The following is a 22,546-nucleotide window of genomic DNA, read 5'->3' as shown; positions in this document are numbered from 1 at the left end:
TTTACAAGATTCATGTATTGAATCCTCTTTCTTTATAACTCGCTTGTATGAACTATCTCTTTTCAAAATAAGCGATGATTCTTCCATTACCAGGGTACTCTCCGTTCCAGCCACAAGGAAAGCCACCTGCTTTATAGATTTCAAACATAGTTTCAAAGAAATCATTCTTCTTCCCATTGATAGCACGGCTAAAAGCACAATTATTGAGATCAGCTACGACATCATTGAAAAATCCATCCATTCTAACTGCACTCTGCCTTACATGATTGTCAATAACCTCTAACATAGTATGTAATTCCTTTGGTCTTTCAATTTCTGATAACCTATAATACACTCCCCGAACTTTACTCTTTTCTAACTCCCTTATATCTGTCCACGTGTATTCATCTTCACCATATGCTTCCTCATAAGCGAGCAATTCCGCTTGCTGCATATCGTTAACGATAGCTATTTTATTCGAAAGTTTTTTGGTTAAAGAAGCAAACTGAAAATCTTTTGAGAAATCTACTACCTCTTGTACCAATTCATTATATTCCTCACCGTTCATTCCTTATTAAACCACCTTTCTTGATGCTTAATTACACCTCATTGAGACCATTCATAAACGAAACGCTCGAAAACTGTTCTCAAAAATCATTACCTATTCTTTTTCATATAATGATATTAACTCCCGTTTAAAATCTTCATAGAGTACAAAAGCTTCTTTTAATATTTCTTCTAATTCTTCGTAACTACGGAAAACAGGCATCTTTATTCTCATACTGGGATTTATTAATAACCTCGGGTAAATACTCCAAGGACTCCCTAATCGAACTTCGCCATTATAATAAGCAACCCAAATGAATTCTGTCATTCCATGTTCTAGACTAATATTAAACCAGATCATATATTGCGGTGAATGATCAACGACTCCTACTTTAAAAAATCTCTCTTTATAATCAAATGTTACCTCATATCCAAAATGTTTCAGTACTACTATCACTTTTTGAATGTTGTAACTTCCTAATCTATCATCGAAATCGTTAGAATTCTCTCGAAATCGATTAGACATCGCTTGATATCTATCAATAAAATTTATTTTTTCTAAAACCTTTTTTATTTCTGGCTTCATTTCTATAGCCATACTTATCGTTTCACCCATCTCATTTCAATATTATATTTTTCATTACACATATTACTCTTTTCTTTCTCCAATTTATTCATCATCTTCATCAGCATATAATTTACTTAGAAATTCGGTAAATGATTGAGCTACATAAAATACATTTTCCCTCGCCACTTCCTCTGCCTCTTCTGCTGTGATTCCTTCGCTTTCCATCAGCATTTCTTTTTCCCATGCATCTTCATGCTCCCAAAAAACGACTATTGGATTCTCTTCATGGTTTTTATAATCAAAACAAATTAAGTTTCCAGCTGGATCAAAAGCAAACGGGATTAATCCATTTGGTAATGTATCATTGAAGTCATTATATACATCTGCAATATACTCACCACTATTTTCATCAAAAGATAATAACGTACCAAACACTCTTTCTATTCCTTGGACGTCAAAAAGTTCTGGTTCCACATTTGCTCCATTATTCTTCGATACACACTCAACATACTCATGAGGAAAATTAAAGCCTAATTCTTCCCCAATTTTCTTTACATATTCATCACTTACAGCTTCATCAGCAAATTGCCATTCTACTTTACTCATTTCATTCCATCCCCCAGTCACCTAAATCATTTCCATAATGTATATCTAAAATAACTAACTGCACCGTATTACTCTATTTTTATTTTTAAATTCTTTATTAATTCAACAAGTGAATTTTTTTAAGCCTACAAATTATTAGGCGTAGATTTTTCAGAACCTATTCTGGAAAATGTCCCCTTTAAAAATCCCACTGTAAATTTAGGTAAGTTTGTAGAGGTACGTTTAAAACAAATGATATTTGATGGTCCATCGTTGCAAGGTGCTAACATAAAGTTACGCTATCCCGTAGAAAGAACTATAACCCCAATCCTTTTCTATGGCTCCGTTTAAGTCTATCATTTTGCATATAATTTGTAACTTTTAGTAGGAACACTAGTTTTTTGTACAAGCCATACTTTATATCTTTGAATATTTTATAGTATTACAATAAAAGGAGATGAAAGAATGGTAGTACCCTGTCTAATTTTAGACGTGTATATTACACCAGGATCAGATATGACCCAAGACCTTTTTATCAATCAAATTGATTGGGTTAATTATGTTTATGGAGTCCCTAATACTTTCTACGGAGATCGAACACCAAATCCATGTAACATCGATATAAGATGGCGTTTTAGGAATGACCAAGGAGAAGCGGTTATGTCACAGATCAATGACCCATTTGTTGATCAAGATGTACTCCAATGCATCGGATACGAGGACCTCAATGAATATTTTCAATATTGGTTGAATGTTAGACCGCCAGGACCAGGACCTTATGGACAAACTGATACACTGGATATTGCTGTATATTTTGTACAAGGTCCATTTGCAGGTGGTTTTGTAGGATGTGCACCTTATAACACTCCTAATGGTCCAGTTATCGTAATATCAAATGCTCCTGAAGGACAATTCCGATTCGGACAAACTCTCGCGCATGAATTAGGACATGTTTTATTAGGACCGGAACATGTAGACGATGAAAACAACCTTATGTATGGAGGGGCATCGGAAAATGCTTATAGACTGACACCTGAACAGTGCGCGCAAGCAAGTAATAGCCCGTATTTTCGAAATTGCCCAGAATGATGACACGAAAACTATGTAAAAACCAAAGAAAGGGGTGATTAAAATAAAAAGACATCATAGAAATCTTAAGCGTAGTCTAAATAATAGTTTTTTGATACCACCTTCCAATAATGATTGCAATGGTCCACCATCTAATACCCCCCCATCCTCCAATAATGATTGCGATTGTCCACCACCAAATATTCCACCAGGTAATCCTCCGTGTATTCCAGTCCCGGTACCACCTCCTAGTCAACCTAAAAATTGTTAAGTGTATCCACTCAAAACTTCTTATCGAATGATACAATATCGGGACACCCTAGCTGGTCTTAGCCAGCTAGGGGCAGCAGAGACACCAAATAATCATATTGATTTCTGAACTACATAATTCATAGCGCATTAAATAACGTTTTATAGCTTTTAATTTCTCTTCAATTGTAAATTTATCCATAAGAAAAGCAACTCACTCAAAAAAAAAAAACAAATCGGATATATAATAATGCTTTTAAATTTAATGCCCCGCAGCATGTAAATATGAATGGAATATACCTATCAATAATAAAACTTTATCTTTATAAGATTCCTCTAATAATTTAAAAGTAATATTAAAAGGAGGCTTAATAGGCTCTTTCCATTCTGCAATAATCAAATTAGTATTTAAATTGGTTATTTTTGCCCATTCAAAAGGTCTTTGATTTAATTCATACATTTCTCCTGCAAATTCAAATTTAGTTATTTCACCAAAATCAAAGGTCTTTTTATCTATTAAATGTATTTGATATTCTTCTCTTTCAGCATAATAGTTAAGAAAAAATTGTGTTCTTTTTCGAAAATCTATATCCTTTTTCGCTTTTAATTGTAAATTCTCTTTAGAATCATATATCTCATATTCCAAAAAATACGTCCCTTTGAATAATATTAAATCTATTATCCTTATACACTGATTGCTATACGTTTTTTTTATTGTACCTATTATATTGTTGTTCTCATCATATATTTGTGTTGGTTTAACCGAATAAAAACTTCTCCATTTATAATAATACAAAATAATCACCTCTTAATATTTGTATATAAGGTTTTTGAATATTATAACATAAGAAAAGAACAACTTTATAGCTGTCCTTCGTTAACATAACACCACTTACCAGCAGTCACTATATCTAAAAACTTAAAAAAGTCCCTTCAGATCTTCGAAGGGACCTTTCTTAGCTGTTTCAATCGTATTTTCTAAAAAAATACGAGTTTCATCTTTATTTTTGTGTACCTCTCGAAGTACATATGTAGTTGTTTGAAGATCCGAATAGATTTCAAATAAATCATCTAAATCATGAAAATCTAGTTTTTTTAATAAAAGACGCTTTGTTCCTAATTTGGGAATTTCATATGTATTTTCCATACTCTCACCTCAGTTAATCGTTATTTTTATATTATATATCTTATTCATGTGAAGTTTACATAACCTATCATTATCAGCAACAAAAAGAGATTGGGTACCTTTTAGACATCCAAAAGGTACCCAATCTCCTTTCTTCGTTGACATAATCGAGGATTATCAGCAATCTAACAACTCTTGGATTCTATTAAAAATGTGCTAATGAAGAAGAATAGAAGCCCATTCCTTTTTTTGTAATAACCATATGATAGAAGTACATTGGTTCTTGTCCAAAAAGAATGCGACCTCAAAACCACAATAAATTCAAGCATGATTTCAGAACCAATGAATAACTAAAAAAGGTGGGGAAGTTATGTACTATAAAGGAAACAAGTACAAAAGTTATAAATATAAAAGTAAATGTACAGATACAATCGAAAATAGGGAAGATGATTGTCATGAAAAAAAAGATTCCGATTGTAGTGATAAGAAACATGATGACGCTTGTTCTATACTACTAGAGAGACAGGTTAATAATCCGGCAAATGATGTAACTAATTTTCCTCGAATCACCCAAAGTGAGACAAGCATTGCCCATTTTAAAGATTTTATACTTTATGGATTTAATGATAGTAATGCTGGTACAGGAGGACTGGGGACTTTTAGTTTTTCAGGCTTTGCTTTTTCCAATGATTTAGGTAATACCTGGACTGATGGTGGTTCTCTTCCGGTAAATCCAGGGGGTTTGAATTCCGGTGATCCTGTTATAGCTGTTGATAGAAATGGTGTTTTCTATTATGGTCAAATCGGAATAGAAACTATTGGGAGTGTTATACAAGGTGTTATCAGTGTTTCAACAGGAACCATTACTCCGAACGAAACAATCACAATGAATGCGCCTCAAGTCGTTGGACGCGGGCAAAACCCTTCTGCGAATATTAATCAAGATAAGGATTGGATTACAGTAGGTCCCGATGCTGATAATCCAGGGAATGAAGCACTATATATTACGTGGACTGATTTCACTGCTACTCCGAGCCCTAATATTCGCTTTTCAAAATATACTACTGGTGTCAACTTAACTCCAATTATTACAGATCAGATTATTGTCACTGGTGGCACTAATTTTATTCAAGGGTCTTTTGTGGTCGTTGATGATCTCGGAGGTATCTATGTCTTTTATGAAGAAATATCGGCATTTAATACTTTGGGGCAGCCAAACAGGACCATTCGTATGGTTAAATCAACTGACGGTGGGAATACTTTCCCAATTAACGTGGCAGTTTCAACTCCATTTGCTGCAGCCGCAACTGATACAGCACTTTGTGGCCGCCCATCTATCGGTGTTGATAACACCAGAAGGATTCGTATGAATGAATTCCCTCATGCAGCGATTGGACCAGATGGCACTTTATATGCCGTATGGAACGCTGGCAGAGTGGTTGGAGATACGACCTTTATTGATATCTTTTTAGCTTATAGTACAGACAAAGGAAATACTTGGAATAGAGTGAATGTTACTTCAAATACTAGAACTTTTCCATTCTTCCCGTCCGTTGCAGTTAATAAAAATGGAGCCCATATTCAGTATAATCGTTTTAATGACCGTGGAGGCACTCTTGCCGGTATAGGTGATGGGACATTTGCGATATTTTTGAAAAGCTTTTCTCTTTGTAATGGATTAAGTAAAGAGAAAATGGTAAGTACTGCATTTTCTCCAGTGCCGGTTACGAATCCAAGCCCTGATACTGCCAATTGTTATATGGGGGATTACAATCAAATTATTGCTGGTCCCGGGAACTGCTTACTTCACTCTTGGGGTGATAATCGTAATGTTATTATTCAAGGCGCTATTCAACGGGATAATCCTGATGTTTTTTTTACCATAACAACCCCAGATTAAAAGAAATATGACTGTTGTTGTGAATAGGAAAAAATAATCCTTGTTTACTGGTCATTAAAAATTTCAGAGCCTTTCTCCAACCAATATCAAAATGTCTTTCTATAAACTAGATCATCCTTACAAAAATGTAAAGGCAGCAATATAATATATATTTGAAAAAAGGGAGGTTATGTCGATGGATTGTAAACCTTGTGAAAATAATAACGAAATTAAAAATGATTCCTCGAACTATACTAAATTTATTTCTGCAGCAGTTCCTGATCACATCATTTTTAAGGAAGTCGATACGAATTTATCTCAGGAAGAGAATAATTAGTTTTCAATATAGACGGTATAACAGAAGCCTAGCTTCTTATTCAGAACTTGATACCCCAAAAAAATTATTGATCTAATAATAAATCCCTTTTAGAGGTATCTCCACATCCATCAACTTAAGGATTTAGACTAATTTTGAAGTTAAACGCACGTTACTATTCTCTTATGTTAATGAGAAAGGGGGACGTGCTTTTTATGAATATACATCAAAAACAAGAGTTGTCTTTATTTTCCGAAGAGTTATATCGATATATGTCTCCTGCTACACTTAATCAATTAGCCATAGAAGTGGTCGAAATGAAACGAAAACGTAAATGCCATGGGCACCATTTTTTATCTTTGTGTGTATGGTTAAATCAGCAAATCGCTACTACTTCTCTGACTCAACTTTGTAGTCAATTAGAAACTTCAATAGGAATTTTATTAAGTCCTGAGGGACTTAATTGACGATTTAACTCGGTGTAATTTTGAAATAAAGTTTGATCATTTCTACCTATGTTGTTCCACAATCGCACCCTTTAATGGAATACCAAAAAGAAAAACACAGATGCAAATAAGCTTATTATCTTCTCTTACACTAGTAATTAGTCCACCTACATTATTTCGCATTCTTTTGAAAATAAAGCCTCCTAGTTCTTTTATATAAAACTTTAATTTCTTGTTTGAGAGATTTGATTAACAATTTGGCTCAATGCCTCGTTTATTGGTGTAGAAGATGCGGCTTTGTGGTCTCAACGCCCATGAAGCGAAATTGAGTGCAGCATATGAAAGCGGAAGGATAATATGAAACCCGTAATCACCATAATCGTTAGCAAATGCATGAGATAAAGCCGCACCAGTCATTAAAAAGAAGATACCAGCGTGAGCCCATTCTTTAAGCCGAGGAAAACCTGGCACAACGAGAGCGATGACTCCAAGCACTTTCCAAATTCCGAGAATGGTCAAGATGTATAATGGGTAACCAAGATTCGTCACTAACTCGACGTTTCCCCCATATTGCATCAGTTGCCCGATACCACTTAACATAATAGCTGCTGCGAGTAGTAATGTGACCGTCCAATAAGCAATCCTTTTTCCTTTTGTTTTCATCCTTTTATCCCTTCCTTTAATCATTGATTTAAAAATGAAATACCATTACTGTGGTAGTTCCTTACAACTCTTCACATTCGTCAGGACAATCGGCTTAGCGTTGTAAATCCGCATTTTCCTGACGGTTCCCCTATTATATTGTCTCTTCTTGAAATCTATTTTCATCCTCACGTTTTATTCCTGTTTCTTTTATATAGGATTCAATGTACTTGTTTAATTGACTATTATCGTTTTAGGTTACTTGATGATGATGGAAACATATATTTATACGGTCTAAGTGATTGTGATTCGGATTTTATCCCTTTAGACCATTATTATTATGTTTATGGCTGCACGGAAATTCAATATCGTGATGAAAATACTAAAATATATAAAACCCTTTAAAATCCTTAAATACATAGGTGTAGCTTTTATAAAAAGATTGATCAAAAATACCTCGCAAACCTACATTTTATGCTGCATAAAAAGAAGCCATTATGAAAAAAGTCTGACCAAAGTGGCTTATTATCCAGCACATTTAAGTTTAGTTTTTATAAAAAAGTTTGATCATATTTAAAATACTTAAGCATTCTATTCATTAAAATGCATCTATAAAATCATTAACGGTTTCACTCATTTCCTTATAACGAGACCAATGTAGGTAGTGATGACCTTCTAATACAACGAGCTTATTAGAAGGTAAATGGCTTATTTGCGTTTGATAAAAAGATACAATTGTTTTCCCATCTTCCGTCACTCTGGCATCTTTATCAGTAAATATCATGACAGGAATCTCTGAAGGAAATGACATATTAATCGTTTTATCGATATTATGTTTCATTTCATTTACTTCAGAAACTATATTTTTATTAGCTAGATTCCAGGCAGAAATGCTCTTAATCATCTTTAAATTATCATCAGAATAAGTTCCTTTATCCGTAATGGGAAGGTACTTCTCTGGATTCATATTTACTGCTAGCCTTGCAATTCCAGTCGGGGATAAAACGCTCAAATACCGGGGCATGGTTGGAGCAGGTTCATTAAAATACTCCACCACTTGCGGAAAAGTACAATCAATACCTATGATTGCCTCAATTTCATCAGGGTATTTATTAGCATAATACATGCTGTAAATGCCAGAAACGGAATGAGGCATTAATATGTATGGCCCTTCTATATGGGCTTTTTTAAGTGCGTCTCTTATTTCCTCTACGATGTTTTCAACTGTTCGTTCCTTATTTGTAATAGCACTCCAGCCATATCCAAATGTCTCTATCACTACTATTCTATTATTCTTTGATATTTCATTCATTAAAGGTTCATAATCCAATGCGGGTGCTGCCGTACCCGCACCACTTAATAAGACAATAGTATTTTCACCTTCACCCTTTGTATACACATGCATTTTCTCACCATTCACGTCAACTAATTGACCTAACGGAGGATATTTATTTCGTTCATTTAATAAAGACAAATAAAAACTAGCAAAATGAAATTTGCTAGTTTTTATTTATTTTGGGACTACTATTCATCGAAATCATTCCCAAATATTACATCATCAATTACTTCCCTGTCTTTTGCAATCCCTTCTATTGTCCCAATTAAATTTTTTACCATCTCAAGTGTAATCCATTCTTCCTCTTCATAAATTTTTATACTTGCTCCCATTGAAAGTAATTCCTCAGCACATTTCACTAAAGATCTCAATTGATCTGCATCATCATAATTACATTCCATTACAGGCTTTTCTGTTTTCATATTTTGTTTGATTTCACTTATCGATTTAGACGTTTTCTTTCTAATCAAAGGCAGATACTTATTAGAATTCGAATCATGAAGCACCACTACATTCACAGTAACCAACTTAACTATCCCTCCTCCAATTAAAATTCTATTATTCCATCAAATGTTGTTCGAATATAGAAGGTATACTATCCCCATCTTCTGTATATTTAATATTCGTATAGTTTTCAAACTCATCATTACTCTCAAAATTCCCAATCCATACTGTTACTTTTTCATTCATCTTATACTCCCCTTTTATTCTTTTGGCGAGGTGATGTTTCGGTTTTTTAATTTATCTTTTCTATGATATGTACTATTTCGTTTAAACCATAATAGACCTTTATCGGGACTAGCTAATCCTCAATTTATAGACTCCCTGCTAACATGAAAAGGATCCACATGATTCTCTTCTAATAATTCCTCAAATTTCTCTGTTCCGTATTTTAGAAAATATTCATATTCCGACTCCGAAATAAAAAATGCCAGCAACACTTTACCATCCTTTTCTGCATTTCCAGTCAGTACATAGCTGTATTCCTCTGGGAAAGCGAACGGTTCAGTAAAGTAAACTGCACTTTTATTGTATTTTCGAACAAAAGACTTATCAATACTTTCAATGCCACTAATTGCTGTTCCACGACCTATTTCTATTCGATTCGCTATACAATAAAATAAAGCATTTGCCAAAATATATCCTACACTACGAAATGCCCCATCAACTACCATGGAAACTTCAACATTATCCCCTACTATTTCTTCATATCTACTAAACCCAAGTGTATGAAAAACAAGACATTCTTCAAATACATTTTCATATTTCAAAATTTGTATACTCGGCATGTCCTCACCATTTTTAAATACTTCCCGGTCGATTGGCTCACCTAGGTATTTACTATAATGGTCATAATACAGCTCTCCATAATGAATCATTCTTTGAATTCCCCTTTATACACATGAATTTTTATTCTATTCCCCTGAAGGCTATATAACTGTTTAACTTTACTCCTCATATAAATAATCAAGAAATTCATTTATATTATTGGCTAAAAAATACATATTTTTCATACCGTCGTGCTCTTCATCATGAGCCCAATGAAAGATTTTTTCACAGTATTCCTCATTGATCCCCAAACATATTTGGTTACCGCCAGGATCATCTGCAATTGGTATAAATCCCATATCTAAAAGATCATCAAAAAAATCTATTATTTTATCCAAATTATCATACATACTCCCAATTCCATAGAAAATATTTAATACACTTTCTCCTGCATCATCAGAGATTTTATACATACTTGCCTTTGGATAGCCTCCATTATATTTTAATAAAAACTCTCTATAATATTTCGGTAATCGCAACTGATGTTTTTCCTCAAAAGCTTCTAACTCTTCTAATGATAATTTTTCATGAATCACTTCAATCTCCACCGTAGTTCCACTCCTTGGTAAATTATTTTCACCATCTCTTTTTGATTGTGTATCATCGGCATAAGTTCGTTAGACATATCCTCTTTCAGTAAAAATCATTTTTCTCTATTCTGTGATACTCTAAAAAACAAGCCGTTATCTTTTGCGTATTAATCCCACCACTTTTCCTCATCAGAAACCCATATATTTTTCTGCAAGTCAAATGATTGATTAGCATCATGAAAACCACAATAGGCAGGTAATTTTATACTTCCTCCATTTGCTTTATTCCAGCAATCAATAAACCATTCCACAATGATTTTTTCCTCATCTTCCGATATGATCTCATCGTTTTCTTCATAAAACTCCCAGAACTCGTCTGATTTATCATAAGAAAGGTTATAGTATGATATACGTTCGAGTAATTCATGACTTCCTGCAAAAACACTGCTATCGTTTCCTTCGTAAAAAACCTCACTTGCTTCTCTATTCATAGAAAACATCATGATAGAAAGGTCAAACGATCCGATAAAAATCATAAAATCTACTAACTCTATTTTACTGTAATAATTAAAATTAAGAATTTCCCTTATATTATGAATCAACCTTTCTGAATTTTTTTCAAGATTTTCTTTTACCGAGCTAATGTATGTATCTTTTGTAAACAATTCATTCACCTCATGCTTCATTTAAATTTAAATTTAAATTTAAATTTAAATTAAAACTCTTTACACATAATATAATTGAGCGTCTTCTTTTCTTCATCAATTTCATATTTTAAAAGAAAACTCTAAGCTATCTTTATATTACTTCACCCTATTCAAATCGCAACATCCTGATAGCCCACTTCGGTTACCTTTTCATTTATAAGAAGAAGACCTAAACCATTTTCCATATCCCATGTACAGTCGAAGGTGAGTCCGATCCCTCGACCTTCAAAAATACCCGCATACGGAACAACAATTCCAACTAAACTTATCCTATTAAGAAGTTGATCAGTTGTTTCAATTAAAGGATAATGTTCATTAAATTCAATATCATAACCAAGCTCATACCTTTTTTGTTTATAATAGTCTAAAATCGGTTGCAAAATACTTTGTTGCACTTGCTCCCAATTTTCCATCAATGAATCATATGATTCATATTGTTCTTTATCAAATCCACTTTCCTCTTCGCCATCTACCATTAACGCTATCTTAGCTTCCTTTCCACAAAACGTTATAGTAGTGTACCTTACCCATCCGTAATTATATTCAAGTTCACCAAAAACGGCATCGTTTATTATCATTTTAAGATCTCCTTTTTCTAATTCTTCAAGCTCCATCCAAAACTAGCATGCAAGTTAATCTACTTAAGTAAAATTATCTTGTCTAACTGCAGCCCGTCTTCCTTTATTTTTCGTATCGAATTGAATATAGTTTGATACACACCCATAGAAAAGTACCGCTCAATCAGGTGACACTCCTTAATTAGTTCACCATCAAGAAGCAAAGATCCTAACACCATTTGTTCCGCCTCGATATGTTGAATACTCACGGCTGCCACCCTTGTTCCTGCAAGAACTTCTGTAATTCTTCCTCAGACGGAACATTCTTCTTCCACTCTTCACACTCCTCCAAAAACTTCTCCGTCTCATAAAGAATAGACGGCTCCTTCTTTCGAAACTTCGCTGCTGCTTCCTCTATTTCACTGAGCTTCGTATATCCTTTCCCATGCCAATCTCGTAAAATCCCCTTCACATAAGCAAGCGTCCGCTTATTATTTTCATAGGCAATCTGAAGTGCCTTTAGTACAAGCTCCTCCGACAAATCCGTAACCCATTCACTTAATTCCTTCGCTGCATATGATGACAAACTACCGAAGTTTTGTTCATAAAATGTGAATACACTGCTACCTGGATTCGCTTTTTCTTCTACTTCTTCTACTTTCTCATCCTGTGCACAACCTTGAAAAACTTCTTGCGGAATCACATCAGATACTTCAACTGGCATTCCGAAATGTTCTAACAATAACGGAATATTCAACTCTTCCTCGAGGCATCTTTGAAGAAACATATGTACAAACTCTTTATTTTTCACAGTCTTTAACTCACGTAACACACACTTTTCTATGTTCGTATTTGTAACAGGGTTATAACGTAACCAATTTAGAACATATAACTCCTTCGTTTTCGCGTCATATAATATCTTTCCATACGCAACAAACCTTTGCAACAACTTCTCAACAGTTTCACGGTTATACCCCGTTTCCATCTCTACCAAACGTAGTGGCAGTGAGTAAATCCCGCATTGTGTCGTCTTCGAACATGTCAGCAAATACATATAAAAATAGCGCTCCTCTGGCGTTAAATCAAGTACAAACTCATCTTGCCAAAAATTCACCTGTACACTCCGGTATACTCCCATGTTTCTTCCTCCCGCCTTTTTAGTGGTAAATATAGAATTGGTTACTCCTTCTATATATAGGATTGCAGGCAGGAATTTGGTGGATTTATTTTATAATTTTTACTAGTACTAGAATGTTACTTTTTTATTTTTTCATAGTAGTTCTTGTAGTTGTTTTTTCTTTTGTTTATTTAATGATTTATTACTTGGTAGGGGTTTATAAGGGGGTTGGAAGGGGCTTATAAGGGGCTTGTTTGTCATCTACTAAAGAACTTATAAAATAGAGCTACATGAAAAAACTAGTTTTGTTTTATAAGTTCATTAATGGTCACTTCTTTATCGGCGACTACATCATAAAATCCAATATGAACTCCTTCTTCATATAGCCAGCATAGATCCGTTCCAAAAGGAGCTTCAAAAATCTCAAACATTACAGGGACGATTTTAAAAATAGATTCCGCGTTTAAGATGATAAAATTTTCTGCATGATTCACATAGTCATCAGTATCATCTATAGCATACAAATTCCAGCCATTTAATTGCGGGATAGAACTTTCTTGTCTAAATGAATATCTAACTGGTTTTCCAGCCAGAATATTTTTTGAAACGACAAAACCACCATACTCACTATTATTTATTTTCATTTTCAAACTCCTTAATACTGGAATTAACAGCATGCTTTATTAAAATTTCATAAACTAGTTTTATCTTATCAGTAGGCAATTTATTGTTTGTTACTATCCAGTTGCTTTTGTAGTTAATCTATCCTCGCCAAGATTAGCTAACGGCTCAAATCATAGAAATGGACGAGCAGCTCCAGGTAACCCTGCTTTCATTAGAAAATCATTGGTTTCTTAAAATAAAGATTATGAGTTTCTTTTTTATTGCATCATGGTTAACTAGACCTGCCGTTATCCTAATTATTCCGTCTTCTAAATAAAAAGAGTGTAACAAAAATTATTGATAATTTTCGATAGCTGAAATAAGGGAACCTGTTCCTTCTTCCGCATAATGAATGAAGTCCAAACATTTTTCACTCCAGCCACCGATTAAATTTGTTTTCTCTCCTACGAATTGTTGATTACCGTAACTATTTAAATTGAAAGAGTGAACCCAAACATCAGGATTCATTTCACGACGATATGTTTCAAGAAGAATTTGTGAAGAATTGTCTCCATACCTATCTCCGTACACTTGCTCATCAGAGAAGACAAGAATGCGGTCAACTTTGATTTTGTGATCTAATAAATATTTGATAGAAAGATGTAAGTTTGTTCCATATCCATGTTTATTAACTTCTGATAAAAATGTGTTCATGTTCTCTAAAATACCAGAACGGGTAGAAACATTTATCGCTTTGAAATCAGTTGCGAATACAGATGTAATAGAATTATCACAGAAGGAGTGTGCCATTGCCATCATTAGTGTAGCAATATCTGCACATTTAACACTCCCATCTTTTGAAACAGGATAACATGTCATAGATCCTGAGATATCTGCTGTCATAAATGTTGTTCCTGATAATCTCGGCATGTTTGTAACAGATGCTTCAATTGCGTCATTCAATATATCTAATAATTCGCTTCCTGCTTGTGGTAATTTTTCTTGCACAACACGATATGCTGAAAAAAAGCGAAATGGTAATTGTTTTGATTTTTTTACTCGCTCAGGATCGCGAAGAATGTTATATACTGTATCAATATTTGAGGCACCTGAATTTACGATATTGCGAAGGTTACGAAGTAAGGCCATATAACCCACTTTTCCGCTATCAATTAATTCTTCCCACACTTCTTTTTTGTTTCCTTTTTGAGAAAGCTGTGTTTCCCATGTATATGGTACTTGCAGTGTGTTTTCTAACAAACGTTTATAAAGTTCGTAACGTTCTGTTCCTTTTTTGGCAGATGGGCTTACTAAACGGAATACATCTTTCAATGTAACGTCTTTTCCTGTGCGATTGTATTTTGCTAATTGATATTCATCAAATGTAGAAAAGGCATCTGCTAACCCCTTTTTCAAAGAGTTTGGAATTGGATTTTTCCGACCATATACCCCTAATTGATATGCCATTATTTCTGTTACATCATCCGGACGCTGCGCAATACGAGAAACTGTTTGACGAGCATATTTACGACCTTCAGGGTGGTTTGCAAGTTCCACTGCTAATACATGTGTAACAGAACGCATGTAGAACACTTCACGTGCATAGACTGCTAAACTTGCAACAAATTTAGGGTCTCTGTCCATGATTTGTTTTGCAGTAGTAACTAATTCTTCGCTGTTATTACCATAAAATTTTGGCTCATTAAAGAAAGATGTTAATACCATCGTAACTAATTTATCTTTATCATACATTTTATAAGCTTTTCCGCCCTCTTTTGTATATGTTTGACGGCTTCCTTGAGAAGAATGATTAAACTTTGACATTATGATCTACCCCCAGAGATTTTTTGACACTGCTGGTTGAAATACAAATAAAAAAGGCAACGTATATACGTTGCCTTTTTTCACTCATTCCTAACACTTAAGAAATATTCAAAACAGGAATCGAATCCCACAAACACAATCCCTATATGACGAAGTAACTCCTACCTTAGTGTTATGAATCAAAGAAAAGTACGAATTCGGTGCGGACCTTTCCGCATCGATTAGGATCGAATCTATAGCACTTAATATTAGCAAACGAAGCATGGGCTATCTACACTGTTCCTGTTATATATAATGTTTAAAGATTTGGGAGATAAGCGAAAAGGCTCATTACGTTGCTCTACCACTGAGCTACCTTCCAAAATGGGAAGGATGGGATTCGAACCCATGACACACGGCACCCAAAGCGAAGAAATCCTTCTCTACACTGCCCAAATCTATTAAATATGAATTATAAAAAAGGGAGATAGGCGGAAAGACTCAATATGTTGCTCTACCAAACTGAGCTACTCCCCTAATGTTAATAAAACATCAGGGAAGGCAAGGATTCGAACCTGCGACCTACCGCGTGAAAGGCGAAGAAATTCTTTCCTACACTGCCCTTTTCTTTTTATCACTCATCGTTCTTACTATTATTATACTTGCAAATTAATATTTTGGCAATTATTAGTACTTTCGGAAAATCAGTACAATTTCTCCCCACTGCGAGCGTTTTCGTTTCTTCTTCAGCATACTTCTAGCGAAAACCTTTTTATTTAAATTCAATATTCATCTACTAACCCAGCTATTTATAAATGCAGCATTTCAGCCTTTATAACTTGAATATATTCCTGCAACTTACAAAATGCTTCTGTCAGTTTGTTTGTTTCTTCTTTATGAAGAAAGCGGGCCTTGTTTCGCTCTTCCTCTATGATAAGCACCTGCGTGGCAGCATAAGAAAGACCATACTTTTCGCATTCTCGTTTTATATCCTGAAAAAAGGAAAGAGGGACAGTCCCTGCTCCTGAGACAAGCATCTCATCTAGAACTTCTTCCAATTCATCAATTAGGCGCATTAACTCGATCATAGAACGTTCCCCCTTCACTCAGTGTAGTATTTATAATCTCTCCTGCTTCTGTATATAAAATGATAGGTGTAACAACGAGCTTTGTTCCTTCCTGATAAGGATGAACTAGCATTCTCTTTATATGCAACGAGTCCATATATATTTTTACAAGTCGAATCATTCGCTCATTTTCTGGTCGTTTCATCATTTGCATTTGCAATGTTTTCCCATTCTTATCGATAAGAGGTATGATCCATTTTTGTTCTTGCTTCTGAAACTTCCATTCTCCTATTTCAGCAACTTCGATACAAAAGATTCCTTGTTTATTTGCCTCTAACCTTTGCTCTTTTACTTTTTTTAATAGTTCTTCCCATGAGGTTAAAAAGAGAGATTGCCACTCTGCCACATTTGTTTTTCCTTCCACTTCTCCTACTGTCTGTGAGCTAGATGACAATTGAAAATCGACGTTAAGTTTTGCCTGCTTCAATCGGACAGATGAACGAGATAGTTCGTATCCTTTCCCTGCAATTCCCCATGGAACTTGCCTTTCATGGAGTTCTTCAGGAGTTGTGCTGCTCCCTTCATAAAACATGGGGCGCGACTGTGTGTATGTAATCCACTTTTCCTGTTCTCGATTATAGAAATAATACGTCACACCAACATAACCAGACTTCGTTTGCCAGCCAGATGCACCAAAAGCATGCAAAATAAGTGGTGGAACTTCGTAATATTCCGAACGAAACGGACTCTCTTGCAGATGGTGGCGTTCCAACAACAAAATGTGTTCATAAATCGCGGACACCGTTTGCCGATAAGATGCCATTTGAAAAGATGCATGCTTCATCCGATATAGCCCAATATCCGCCCCGAGCTTACGAAATAAATTCTCTAACTTTGCGAGTTTCAAAGAACGTGCTTTTACAGAAAGTTGTTCTATTTCATAGATTGTATTTTCGGTAAGGCGTGTTAATCCAAAGTGAACAATTTGCTCGATCATTTCTTTGAAAATAGATAGCTTATCCGGCGCAATGATAAGAGGATGCATCTGTTTCGTTTCGTGCGAGATTCCCTTCTCTTTTTGATACCAATATACCGCTTCCGCCTTATGCCGGCATATCCCCTCTGCTTTGCACGTACAGATCGCAGCCGCTACCGATTCAGCTGTTAGAAAGCGAACTGTTATATTCTCTTCTCGGAAAGTGGCAATTAAAGCCCCCTCTTCTTCTAAAACAAACTTTTGCTGAAATGTTTCGCGAAACATCATTTCAGCCCACATTTTTTCGGAGACAATATTGCGAACGTTCACATTCAAAAGAGCAGAGAAATCAACTTTTATGTTCTCTTCACCTTCGTACATCTTCTTTGCTTCTAATAGAGCCATAATGACATGTTTACAAATCGAACGGGCTTCACAACTACAAGAGTAACTGCGTATATCACCCGTAAACGTTACAGTAATTCCGTCATCAAGATGTATTTGCGCTGCACCCTCTTCTACGTCCATTTTGACATTTGATACAACGGCCAAATCCTTCATTGCTCTCTTATATGTTCCTTTGTTAGACATGGCAATTAAGTATGTTTCATCAATAGAGGAAAGAACATTTAAGAAATGATTGTTGCGATCCATTGTGCCAACCTCCCTGGTGTTAACGCCGCTACATGAGCACCGAGCGCCGCCATTTTTTTAGCTGCCTGTTTATCATAAAAAGGCTGTGCAGTCGGATCCAGAGATGTTAGCACGATCAGCTTTGCTCCTGATTCTACAATCTTCATCGCTTCTCGGTACATTTCATTGTAACTGCCACCTTCATATAAGTCTGTTACAAGCACGACAATTGTTTTATGAGGCATCTCGATTTTATTCGTTGCGTAGCGCAGCGCCTGAGCAATATATGTTCCTCCCCCAAGCTGTACGCTCATAAGCGTTTCCACCGGGTCGTCAATACGATCCGTTAAATCAACAACAGCTGTATCAAAGATGAACAGATCTGTCTTAATCGTCGGTAAGCTTGCAAAAATACCCGCCATAACTGCGCTATGAATAACAGAATCAATCATACTTCCGCTCTCGTCTACTGCGAGGATCACACGCCATGGGCTAACGTGCTTCGTGGCAGCATAAAAGTACGGTTTTTCAATATGAATGGCGTTTGTTTCCTTGTCAAAATGCTTTAAGTTCTTTCGAATCGTTTTCTTAAAATCAAAGTTGCGCATCGTGCGAACGCGACTAGAACGATTTCGATCTGGTCTACCGCTTAATGCGTGCTTCACTTCTTGCTCTAAATTACGCCGCAACTCCTCAGCGACTTTCGCTACAATACGTTTAGCTGTGTCTAATACATCCGGTTTTACATAATCTTTAAATTGTAAAATGCATTTTAATAAATTCATATTCGGCTCCATTTTTTCAAGCGTTTGCTTATCTTGCAATAGAGCCGTTAATTCATACTTTTCTAGCGCATGATTTTCCATAATCTCAATGGTTTCTTTCGGAAATAACTCCCGCACTTTCGAAATCCAAGTCGGCACTGTTAGCTGAGAGGGATCCAACGACCCGCCGCGTTCTTCTCCGCGTTCTCTCTCGTACAAAAACTCCAGTACCTCATCCATTGCTCTGTATGCAGGGTCTTCTTCCTGAAATGTGATTTGGTCATCTGCATGTTTCCCAAGAACAAGACGCCAGCGATTTAAAGAAATGTTATTCTCCATCTTCTAGCCCCCGTCTCATTAAAATTTCCCGTGCCTTGCGATCTAACTGTATTGCATACGTCAGCACTTCTTCGGAAATTGCTTCTTCTTTTATCACTTCTTCTGTGGCTCCATATAACCGCGCAATCTGTTTAGCAATCGTATCCACCTCAAGCGGCGTGAATTGACTGAACAAGAGGCGCAAATGCGGCAATACTTGTAAAAATGTCTCTTCATCAAGTTCTTCTAGAACATGAGACATTCCGTCAAGCAGCGATTCGTTATATAAGAAGATATCTTTTGCGCCAGCAAACAAACCATTCAAAAATATCGGAGCTTGCTTTTGCATATCGCCACTTCCATAAAAATATCCTTCTGCCACTTGCATTACCTCATCGATTTTCCGCTTCCCTAAAGAAGTTAACAGCCCAAATACTGCCCCTTCTACTTGGCTTTCTCGTTTTTCCCTTTGCAAATAAAGCTCCAGTGCTTCAATAAATTGCTGGTCTGCAGGCTGCATTGTATACAAATCAATAAGTTTTTCCGCAGTAATTGCTGGTTCGCCCCCATCTAAAACAGAAAATAACGAAAGTGCTTTATGTCTAGCATGATCCGCTTGCTGATTTTCTTTTTCTATTTGTGATAAATAGTAAGCACAATCTGCCATAGAAGCAAAATCTCCATCCGCCTGTATTGCTTCATCTATAAACTGATTGTACATAGCGAAATCGGAAAACAAACCACTTAAGTAGGCTTCTAGCAATAAAAGAGCCACCTCTCCCGCACGCACTTTCGCCTTATACAGCTTTGCTCTTAGCATTTCCTGCGCGGCTTCTCTCACCGTTCCGCCATACACAGATAAATCAATAAGAGCACTTTCCACCTGCGCTGAGAAACGATATTTCCAAGTTTCTCGTATAAGATTAATATTCTGCTTTCTAGCTAGGTTCGGACCGCGCAGCTTCTCGCAAAACGGAACTCCTAAAAAAGCGAGGCAATGAAAGAACTGACTTAAACGCAAGTGCCTTTCTTTCTTGTATATGTCAAGAATCGTCTCCTGTGGTACAGTAGAACGTGCCGGAAGACGAAACGAACGAACAGAAGCACGAAAATCATGCACGAGCGGCGGCACATCCGCTTCTTTTGACAATTTTCCGCGCTTCGTCCCTTGCAAACTCTTCTGAAGCAGCGTTAAAGGTTTATCTGCCGAGAATATCTCACCTTTCACAAATGCACTACGCACTGCATCCATCAGTTCATACAATCCAGGTTGCATCTTTCCCCGAAGCAGTGCAAGTTCACGTATCATTCGCGCAGCTTCAATCTTATCTGCCATTGATATTCCTTCTGCCTTTAGCTGTCTAGCAATTCGTATCATAAATTGCTCAGCTACCGCTTCATCCCTGTTCTCCCAAATATGTTGGTAAAAAGCAGGTGCAGGCATACCGCTCTCATAGCCACGCATCTGATCGCTTTCCAAAAAGGAATACGGCATAAGATAGTTTTTGGCATACGCTTTAGATAATGGGCTTTTGGACAGCTTTTTCTTTTTCTTTTTCCCTTCCAATTCAAGAAGCCCTTTCACATGAAAGCCTCCGGTAATAACGAGCACCTTGTCATACACTTTACGCGCTTTTTCAATTTCCTTTGCCATGTGTATCTCCCTGGCTTCGCATCCGTCTTCTGTCAACATCTCCTGCGTATAGTCCGCGCGCGTATAATAACAATAATCGAAGAGCTGACGGACAAACTCCTCGCTTGTCATATGAAAGCCTTGCAACTCAAAGTATTTCTCCCAAAATTCATGAAAGCTTCGGCACCCCGTTTTTTCCGAAAGCATACGGACATATTGACTGTGCCGGAAATATTGCTCGTCATACTTCCCATTCTCTTCCTCATTTTTCGTTGCAAACAAATATTCTTTATAAGGAAGATCAATAAATGAAACTGGAATATTGCGCGCAGCTCCTTCCCGCAGCGCGACAAGTTCCGGTGAATAGTCGAGAAAGGGATAGTACGCACGGTACTTTCCACTTTCTCCTCTTTCAAGCACATCCGTTTTATCATCATAACTGCAATATATACAAATTGGAGCCTCACTTTCTGCACTCACAATATGCGGAATAAGAGGGTTGCAATCTATCGGTCCTTCTATAAGAATCGCATCCGGTTTATAGAATTTAACGATCTTTTGTACATGAAAAGAGCACGCAGGACTATGATGGCGAATCGGCACATATACGACATTGTGATCTAAATTGTAAGCTCTTTGAAACAATGCATTTACTTCAGCTGATTGCGAGCTTCGAAAAACGACTTCCATACCTCTCCTCCTACTTGACCTCGCGCCCTAACGATGCTTGTAAAGTAACTGCGCAGCTTTTCTAAATCATCCTTGTTTTCTTTCGCAATTGTGCCCGATAAATACCGAACAAGCGCATCCATCTTCACTTGTCCGCTTCCATAATAATACGCATCCATTGCGCTTTGATAATATACCGATACTGCTTCTGCAGTACTCATAACAGAAGATGGCTGATCGATTCGTTTTCCTTCAGCAGTTACACCTTCCCGTAGTTCATGAAAAACAGTCGCTAACAGCTGAACAACCGTCTCATCCACTTTGGGTGTGATGCCTGATGCTCCTAATAAGCGCGTTACTTGTGACTCTATTATTTTTGCTTCAAGCTTTACATCCTTAATCGGATGCACCGTTTCAAAATTAAAACGACGCTTCAATGCACTACTCATCTCATTCACACCGCGATCTCGTGTGTTAGCCGTCGCAATAATATTAAATCCAGGCTTAGCTGTAAGAATTCCTTGCTCCCCAAACTCCGGAATATTTAGTACTTTATCGCTCAGAACGCTGATCAATGAATCTTGCACTTCCTGCGGACAGCGAGTCAATTCTTCAAATCTAGTTAATATCCCTTGTTCCATCCCAACAAAGAGAGGTCCTGGCACAAGCGCCCCCCTTACAGGCCCTTTCGCAAGAAGAAGTGCATAGTTCCACGAATACTTAATCGTATCTTCCATCGTAGCAGCTGTTCCTTGCACAGTGTTACGGCTATTTCTGCATATTGCGGCAGAAAGCAGCTCGCTTAGCATCGTCTTTGCTGTTCCTGGCTCTCCGATTAACATAAGTCCTCGGTTTCCTGCTAATGTGACAATTGCTCGTTCCACAAGCGCATCATTACCATAAAACTTACGACTAATTTCCACTTCTTTTCCTTCTAAAAGAAGCGGTTCTTCTTGTCCAATAATAAACGTCCGAACGGCACGCGGTGACAATCGCCAGTTAGGTGGTTTCGGAAACGAATCATTCGCTTCTAACGCATTCAATTCTATTTCATATAATTCTTCCATTAATGGTTTAATAGACTGCATATGTCAGTTCCT

23 protein-coding genes and 3 pseudogenes are annotated in these 22,546 nt (G+C 36.4%); 4 read left to right on the top strand and 22 right to left on the bottom strand.

Annotation, left to right across the window (positions count from 1 at the left end; genetic code table 11):
* Positions 1-52: 52 nt before the first annotated feature.
* From MHH71_RS00630 to MHH71_RS00620, 3 genes are all read right to left on the bottom strand, one after another.
* Positions 53-547, bottom strand: coding sequence for a hypothetical protein (locus MHH71_RS00630; protein WP_006095407.1), 495 nt, complete (start codon positions 545-547; stop codon positions 53-55).
* Positions 548-640: 93 nt separating this feature from the next.
* Entirely contained in the window at positions 641-1,123 is a 483-nt protein-coding gene (locus MHH71_RS00625) for a hypothetical protein (protein WP_033798995.1), read from the bottom strand.
* Between the two features lie 72 nt (positions 1,124-1,195).
* Entirely contained in the window at positions 1,196-1,699 is a 504-nt protein-coding gene (locus tag MHH71_RS00620) for an SMI1/KNR4 family protein (RefSeq protein ID WP_033798994.1), read from the bottom strand.
* 444 nt (positions 1,700-2,143) lie between these two features.
* Here MHH71_RS00620 and MHH71_RS00615 point away from each other — a divergent pair, with 444 nt between their 5' ends.
* The gene (locus tag MHH71_RS00615; RefSeq protein WP_003207559.1) at positions 2,144-2,767 is read left to right on the top strand and encodes an ImmA/IrrE family metallo-endopeptidase; all 624 of its coding nucleotides are present in this window, start codon (positions 2,144-2,146) and stop codon (positions 2,765-2,767) included.
* 490 nt (positions 2,768-3,257) lie between these two features.
* On the opposite strand, the gene MHH71_RS00610 is transcribed toward MHH71_RS00615, so the two are convergent.
* Together MHH71_RS00610 and MHH71_RS00605 are read right to left on the bottom strand one after the other, a co-directional pair.
* Positions 3,258-3,800 (bottom strand): tubby C-terminal domain-like protein, encoded by a 543-nt coding sequence (locus MHH71_RS00610; RefSeq protein WP_006095403.1) that lies wholly within the window; start codon positions 3,798-3,800, stop codon positions 3,258-3,260.
* 144 nt (positions 3,801-3,944) lie between these two features.
* Positions 3,945-4,142 (bottom strand): annotated as a pseudogene (locus MHH71_RS00605) (GNAT family N-acetyltransferase); the annotation flags it as partial.
* Between the two features lie 349 nt (positions 4,143-4,491).
* Between MHH71_RS00605 and MHH71_RS00600 the strand changes: the two are divergent.
* The 3 genes and pseudogenes from MHH71_RS00600 to MHH71_RS00590 form a co-directional block, all read left to right on the top strand.
* Positions 4,492-6,021 (top strand): sialidase family protein, encoded by a 1,530-nt coding sequence (locus MHH71_RS00600; protein WP_006095401.1) that lies wholly within the window; start codon positions 4,492-4,494, stop codon positions 6,019-6,021.
* 175 nt (positions 6,022-6,196) lie between these two features.
* Entirely contained in the window at positions 6,197-6,337 is a 141-nt protein-coding gene (locus MHH71_RS00595) for a hypothetical protein (protein WP_006095400.1), read from the top strand.
* Positions 6,338-6,531: 194 nt separating this feature from the next.
* Positions 6,532-6,780: pseudogene (locus MHH71_RS00590) on the top strand (IS4 family transposase); the annotation flags it as partial.
* 231 nt (positions 6,781-7,011) lie between these two features.
* On the opposite strand, the gene MHH71_RS00585 reads toward MHH71_RS00590, so the two are convergent.
* From MHH71_RS00585 to MHH71_RS00505, 17 genes and pseudogenes are all read right to left on the bottom strand, one after another.
* Entirely contained in the window at positions 7,012-7,449 is a 438-nt protein-coding gene (locus MHH71_RS00585) for a DoxX family protein (protein WP_006095397.1), read from the bottom strand.
* Between the two features lie 553 nt (positions 7,450-8,002).
* Positions 8,003-8,809: an alpha/beta fold hydrolase gene (locus MHH71_RS00580; RefSeq protein ID WP_244268583.1), complete on the bottom strand. Its 807-nt coding sequence runs from the start codon at positions 8,807-8,809 to the stop codon at positions 8,003-8,005.
* A 119-nt stretch (positions 8,810-8,928) separates the two neighbouring features.
* Positions 8,929-9,258: a hypothetical protein gene (locus tag MHH71_RS00575; RefSeq protein ID WP_240517004.1), complete on the bottom strand. Its 330-nt coding sequence runs from the start codon at positions 9,256-9,258 to the stop codon at positions 8,929-8,931.
* A gap of 55 nt (positions 9,259-9,313) precedes the next feature.
* Positions 9,314-9,430: pseudogene (locus MHH71_RS00570) on the bottom strand (immunity 22 family protein); the annotation flags it as partial.
* Positions 9,431-9,549: 119 nt separating this feature from the next.
* A complete protein-coding gene (locus tag MHH71_RS00565) occupies positions 9,550-10,119 on the bottom strand; it encodes a suppressor of fused domain protein (RefSeq protein WP_003202662.1) in 570 nt (189 codons plus the stop codon).
* Between the two features lie 69 nt (positions 10,120-10,188).
* A complete protein-coding gene (locus tag MHH71_RS00560; RefSeq protein WP_006095393.1) occupies positions 10,189-10,617 on the bottom strand; it encodes an SMI1/KNR4 family protein in 429 nt (142 codons plus the stop codon).
* Positions 10,618-10,766: 149 nt separating this feature from the next.
* Positions 10,767-11,273 carry a hypothetical protein gene (locus tag MHH71_RS00555; RefSeq protein WP_240516999.1) on the bottom strand — a complete coding sequence of 169 codons (507 nt, stop codon included), beginning with the start codon at positions 11,271-11,273 and terminating at the stop codon, positions 10,767-10,769.
* Between the two features lie 143 nt (positions 11,274-11,416).
* Entirely contained in the window at positions 11,417-11,884 is a 468-nt protein-coding gene (locus MHH71_RS00550; protein ID WP_033798990.1) for a DUF6985 domain-containing protein, read from the bottom strand.
* A 59-nt stretch (positions 11,885-11,943) separates the two neighbouring features.
* On the bottom strand, positions 11,944-12,132 hold the full coding sequence (locus MHH71_RS00545) for a DnaB-like helicase N-terminal domain-containing protein (RefSeq protein ID WP_033798989.1): 189 nt from the start codon (positions 12,130-12,132) through the stop codon (positions 11,944-11,946).
* Positions 12,129-13,001: a DnaD domain-containing protein gene (locus MHH71_RS00540; protein ID WP_006095390.1), complete on the bottom strand. Its 873-nt coding sequence runs from the start codon at positions 12,999-13,001 to the stop codon at positions 12,129-12,131. The genes MHH71_RS00545 and MHH71_RS00540 overlap by 4 nt, the downstream gene beginning before the upstream one ends.
* Before the next feature lie 278 nt (positions 13,002-13,279).
* Positions 13,280-13,624, bottom strand: coding sequence for an immunity protein Imm33 domain-containing protein (locus MHH71_RS00535; RefSeq protein ID WP_033798988.1), 345 nt, complete (start codon positions 13,622-13,624; stop codon positions 13,280-13,282).
* A 313-nt stretch (positions 13,625-13,937) separates the two neighbouring features.
* Positions 13,938-15,407, bottom strand: a complete 1,470-nt coding sequence (locus tag MHH71_RS00530) for a TROVE domain-containing protein (RefSeq protein WP_006095388.1) — start codon at positions 15,405-15,407, stop codon at positions 13,938-13,940.
* Between the two features lie 788 nt (positions 15,408-16,195).
* Complete coding sequence (locus MHH71_RS00525) at positions 16,196-16,474, bottom strand: hypothetical protein (RefSeq protein ID WP_018766753.1); 279 nt, start codon at positions 16,472-16,474, stop codon at positions 16,196-16,198.
* Positions 16,449-18,083, bottom strand: coding sequence for an SWIM zinc finger family protein (locus tag MHH71_RS00520; protein ID WP_033798987.1), 1,635 nt, complete (start codon positions 18,081-18,083; stop codon positions 16,449-16,451). Before MHH71_RS00520 ends, MHH71_RS00525 begins: the two co-directional genes overlap by 26 nt.
* Positions 18,059-19,165 (bottom strand): VWA domain-containing protein, encoded by a 1,107-nt coding sequence (locus tag MHH71_RS00515; RefSeq protein ID WP_033798986.1) that lies wholly within the window; start codon positions 19,163-19,165, stop codon positions 18,059-18,061. Before MHH71_RS00515 ends, MHH71_RS00520 begins: the two co-directional genes overlap by 25 nt.
* Positions 19,155-21,467, bottom strand: coding sequence for a DUF5682 family protein (locus MHH71_RS00510; RefSeq protein WP_033798985.1), 2,313 nt, complete (start codon positions 21,465-21,467; stop codon positions 19,155-19,157). Before MHH71_RS00510 ends, MHH71_RS00515 begins: the two co-directional genes overlap by 11 nt.
* On the bottom strand, positions 21,428-22,534 hold the full coding sequence (locus MHH71_RS00505; RefSeq protein WP_006095383.1) for an ATP-binding protein: 1,107 nt from the start codon (positions 22,532-22,534) through the stop codon (positions 21,428-21,430). Before MHH71_RS00505 ends, MHH71_RS00510 begins: the two co-directional genes overlap by 40 nt.
* Positions 22,535-22,546: the final 12 nt, after the last annotated feature.

It is taken from the genome of Bacillus sp. FSL H8-0534 (genome assembly GCF_038005885.1).
GTDB lineage: Bacteria > Bacillota > Bacilli > Bacillales > Bacillaceae_G > Bacillus_A > Bacillus_A pseudomycoides.
This window is presented reverse-complemented; position numbering and strand designations above follow the sequence as displayed.

Excerpts from the sequence above, each read along its gene's own strand:
- MHH71_RS00510 (WP_033798985.1), bottom strand. The coding sequence starts at position 21,467 with ATGGAAGTCGTTTTTCGAAGCTCGCAATCAGCTGAAGTAAATGCATTG.
- MHH71_RS00520 (WP_033798987.1), bottom strand. The coding sequence starts at position 18,083 with ATGGATCGCAACAATCATTTCTTAAATGTTCTTTCCTCTATTGATGAA.
- MHH71_RS00565 (WP_003202662.1), bottom strand. The coding sequence starts at position 10,119 with ATGATTCATTATGGAGAGCTGTATTATGACCATTATAGTAAATACCTA.
- MHH71_RS00505 (WP_006095383.1), bottom strand. The coding sequence starts at position 22,534 with ATGCAGTCTATTAAACCATTAATGGAAGAATTATATGAAATAGAATTG.
- MHH71_RS00620 (WP_033798994.1), bottom strand. The coding sequence starts at position 1,699 with ATGAGTAAAGTAGAATGGCAATTTGCTGATGAAGCTGTAAGTGATGAA.
- MHH71_RS00515 (WP_033798986.1), bottom strand. The coding sequence starts at position 19,165 with ATGGAGAATAACATTTCTTTAAATCGCTGGCGTCTTGTTCTTGGGAAA.
- MHH71_RS00550 (WP_033798990.1), bottom strand. The coding sequence starts at position 11,884 with ATGATAATAAACGATGCCGTTTTTGGTGAACTTGAATATAATTACGGA.
- MHH71_RS00615 (WP_003207559.1), top strand. The coding sequence starts at position 2,144 with ATGGTAGTACCCTGTCTAATTTTAGACGTGTATATTACACCAGGATCA.
- MHH71_RS00535 (WP_033798988.1), bottom strand. The coding sequence starts at position 13,624 with ATGAAAATAAATAATAGTGAGTATGGTGGTTTTGTCGTTTCAAAAAAT.
- MHH71_RS00625 (WP_033798995.1), bottom strand. The coding sequence starts at position 1,123 with ATGGCTATAGAAATGAAGCCAGAAATAAAAAAGGTTTTAGAAAAAATA.
- MHH71_RS00580 (WP_244268583.1), bottom strand. The coding sequence starts at position 8,809 with ATGCATGTGTATACAAAGGGTGAAGGTGAAAATACTATTGTCTTATTA.
- MHH71_RS00540 (WP_006095390.1), bottom strand. The coding sequence starts at position 13,001 with ATGGGAGTATACCGGAGTGTACAGGTGAATTTTTGGCAAGATGAGTTT.
- MHH71_RS00525 (WP_018766753.1), bottom strand. The coding sequence starts at position 16,474 with ATGATCGAGTTAATGCGCCTAATTGATGAATTGGAAGAAGTTCTAGAT.
- MHH71_RS00600 (WP_006095401.1), top strand. The coding sequence starts at position 4,492 with ATGTACTATAAAGGAAACAAGTACAAAAGTTATAAATATAAAAGTAAA.
- MHH71_RS00585 (WP_006095397.1), bottom strand. The coding sequence starts at position 7,449 with ATGATTAAAGGAAGGGATAAAAGGATGAAAACAAAAGGAAAAAGGATT.
- MHH71_RS00530 (WP_006095388.1), bottom strand. The coding sequence starts at position 15,407 with ATGTCAAAGTTTAATCATTCTTCTCAAGGAAGCCGTCAAACATATACA.
- MHH71_RS00630 (WP_006095407.1), bottom strand. The coding sequence starts at position 547 with ATGAACGGTGAGGAATATAATGAATTGGTACAAGAGGTAGTAGATTTC.
- MHH71_RS00595 (WP_006095400.1), top strand. The coding sequence starts at position 6,197 with ATGGATTGTAAACCTTGTGAAAATAATAACGAAATTAAAAATGATTCC.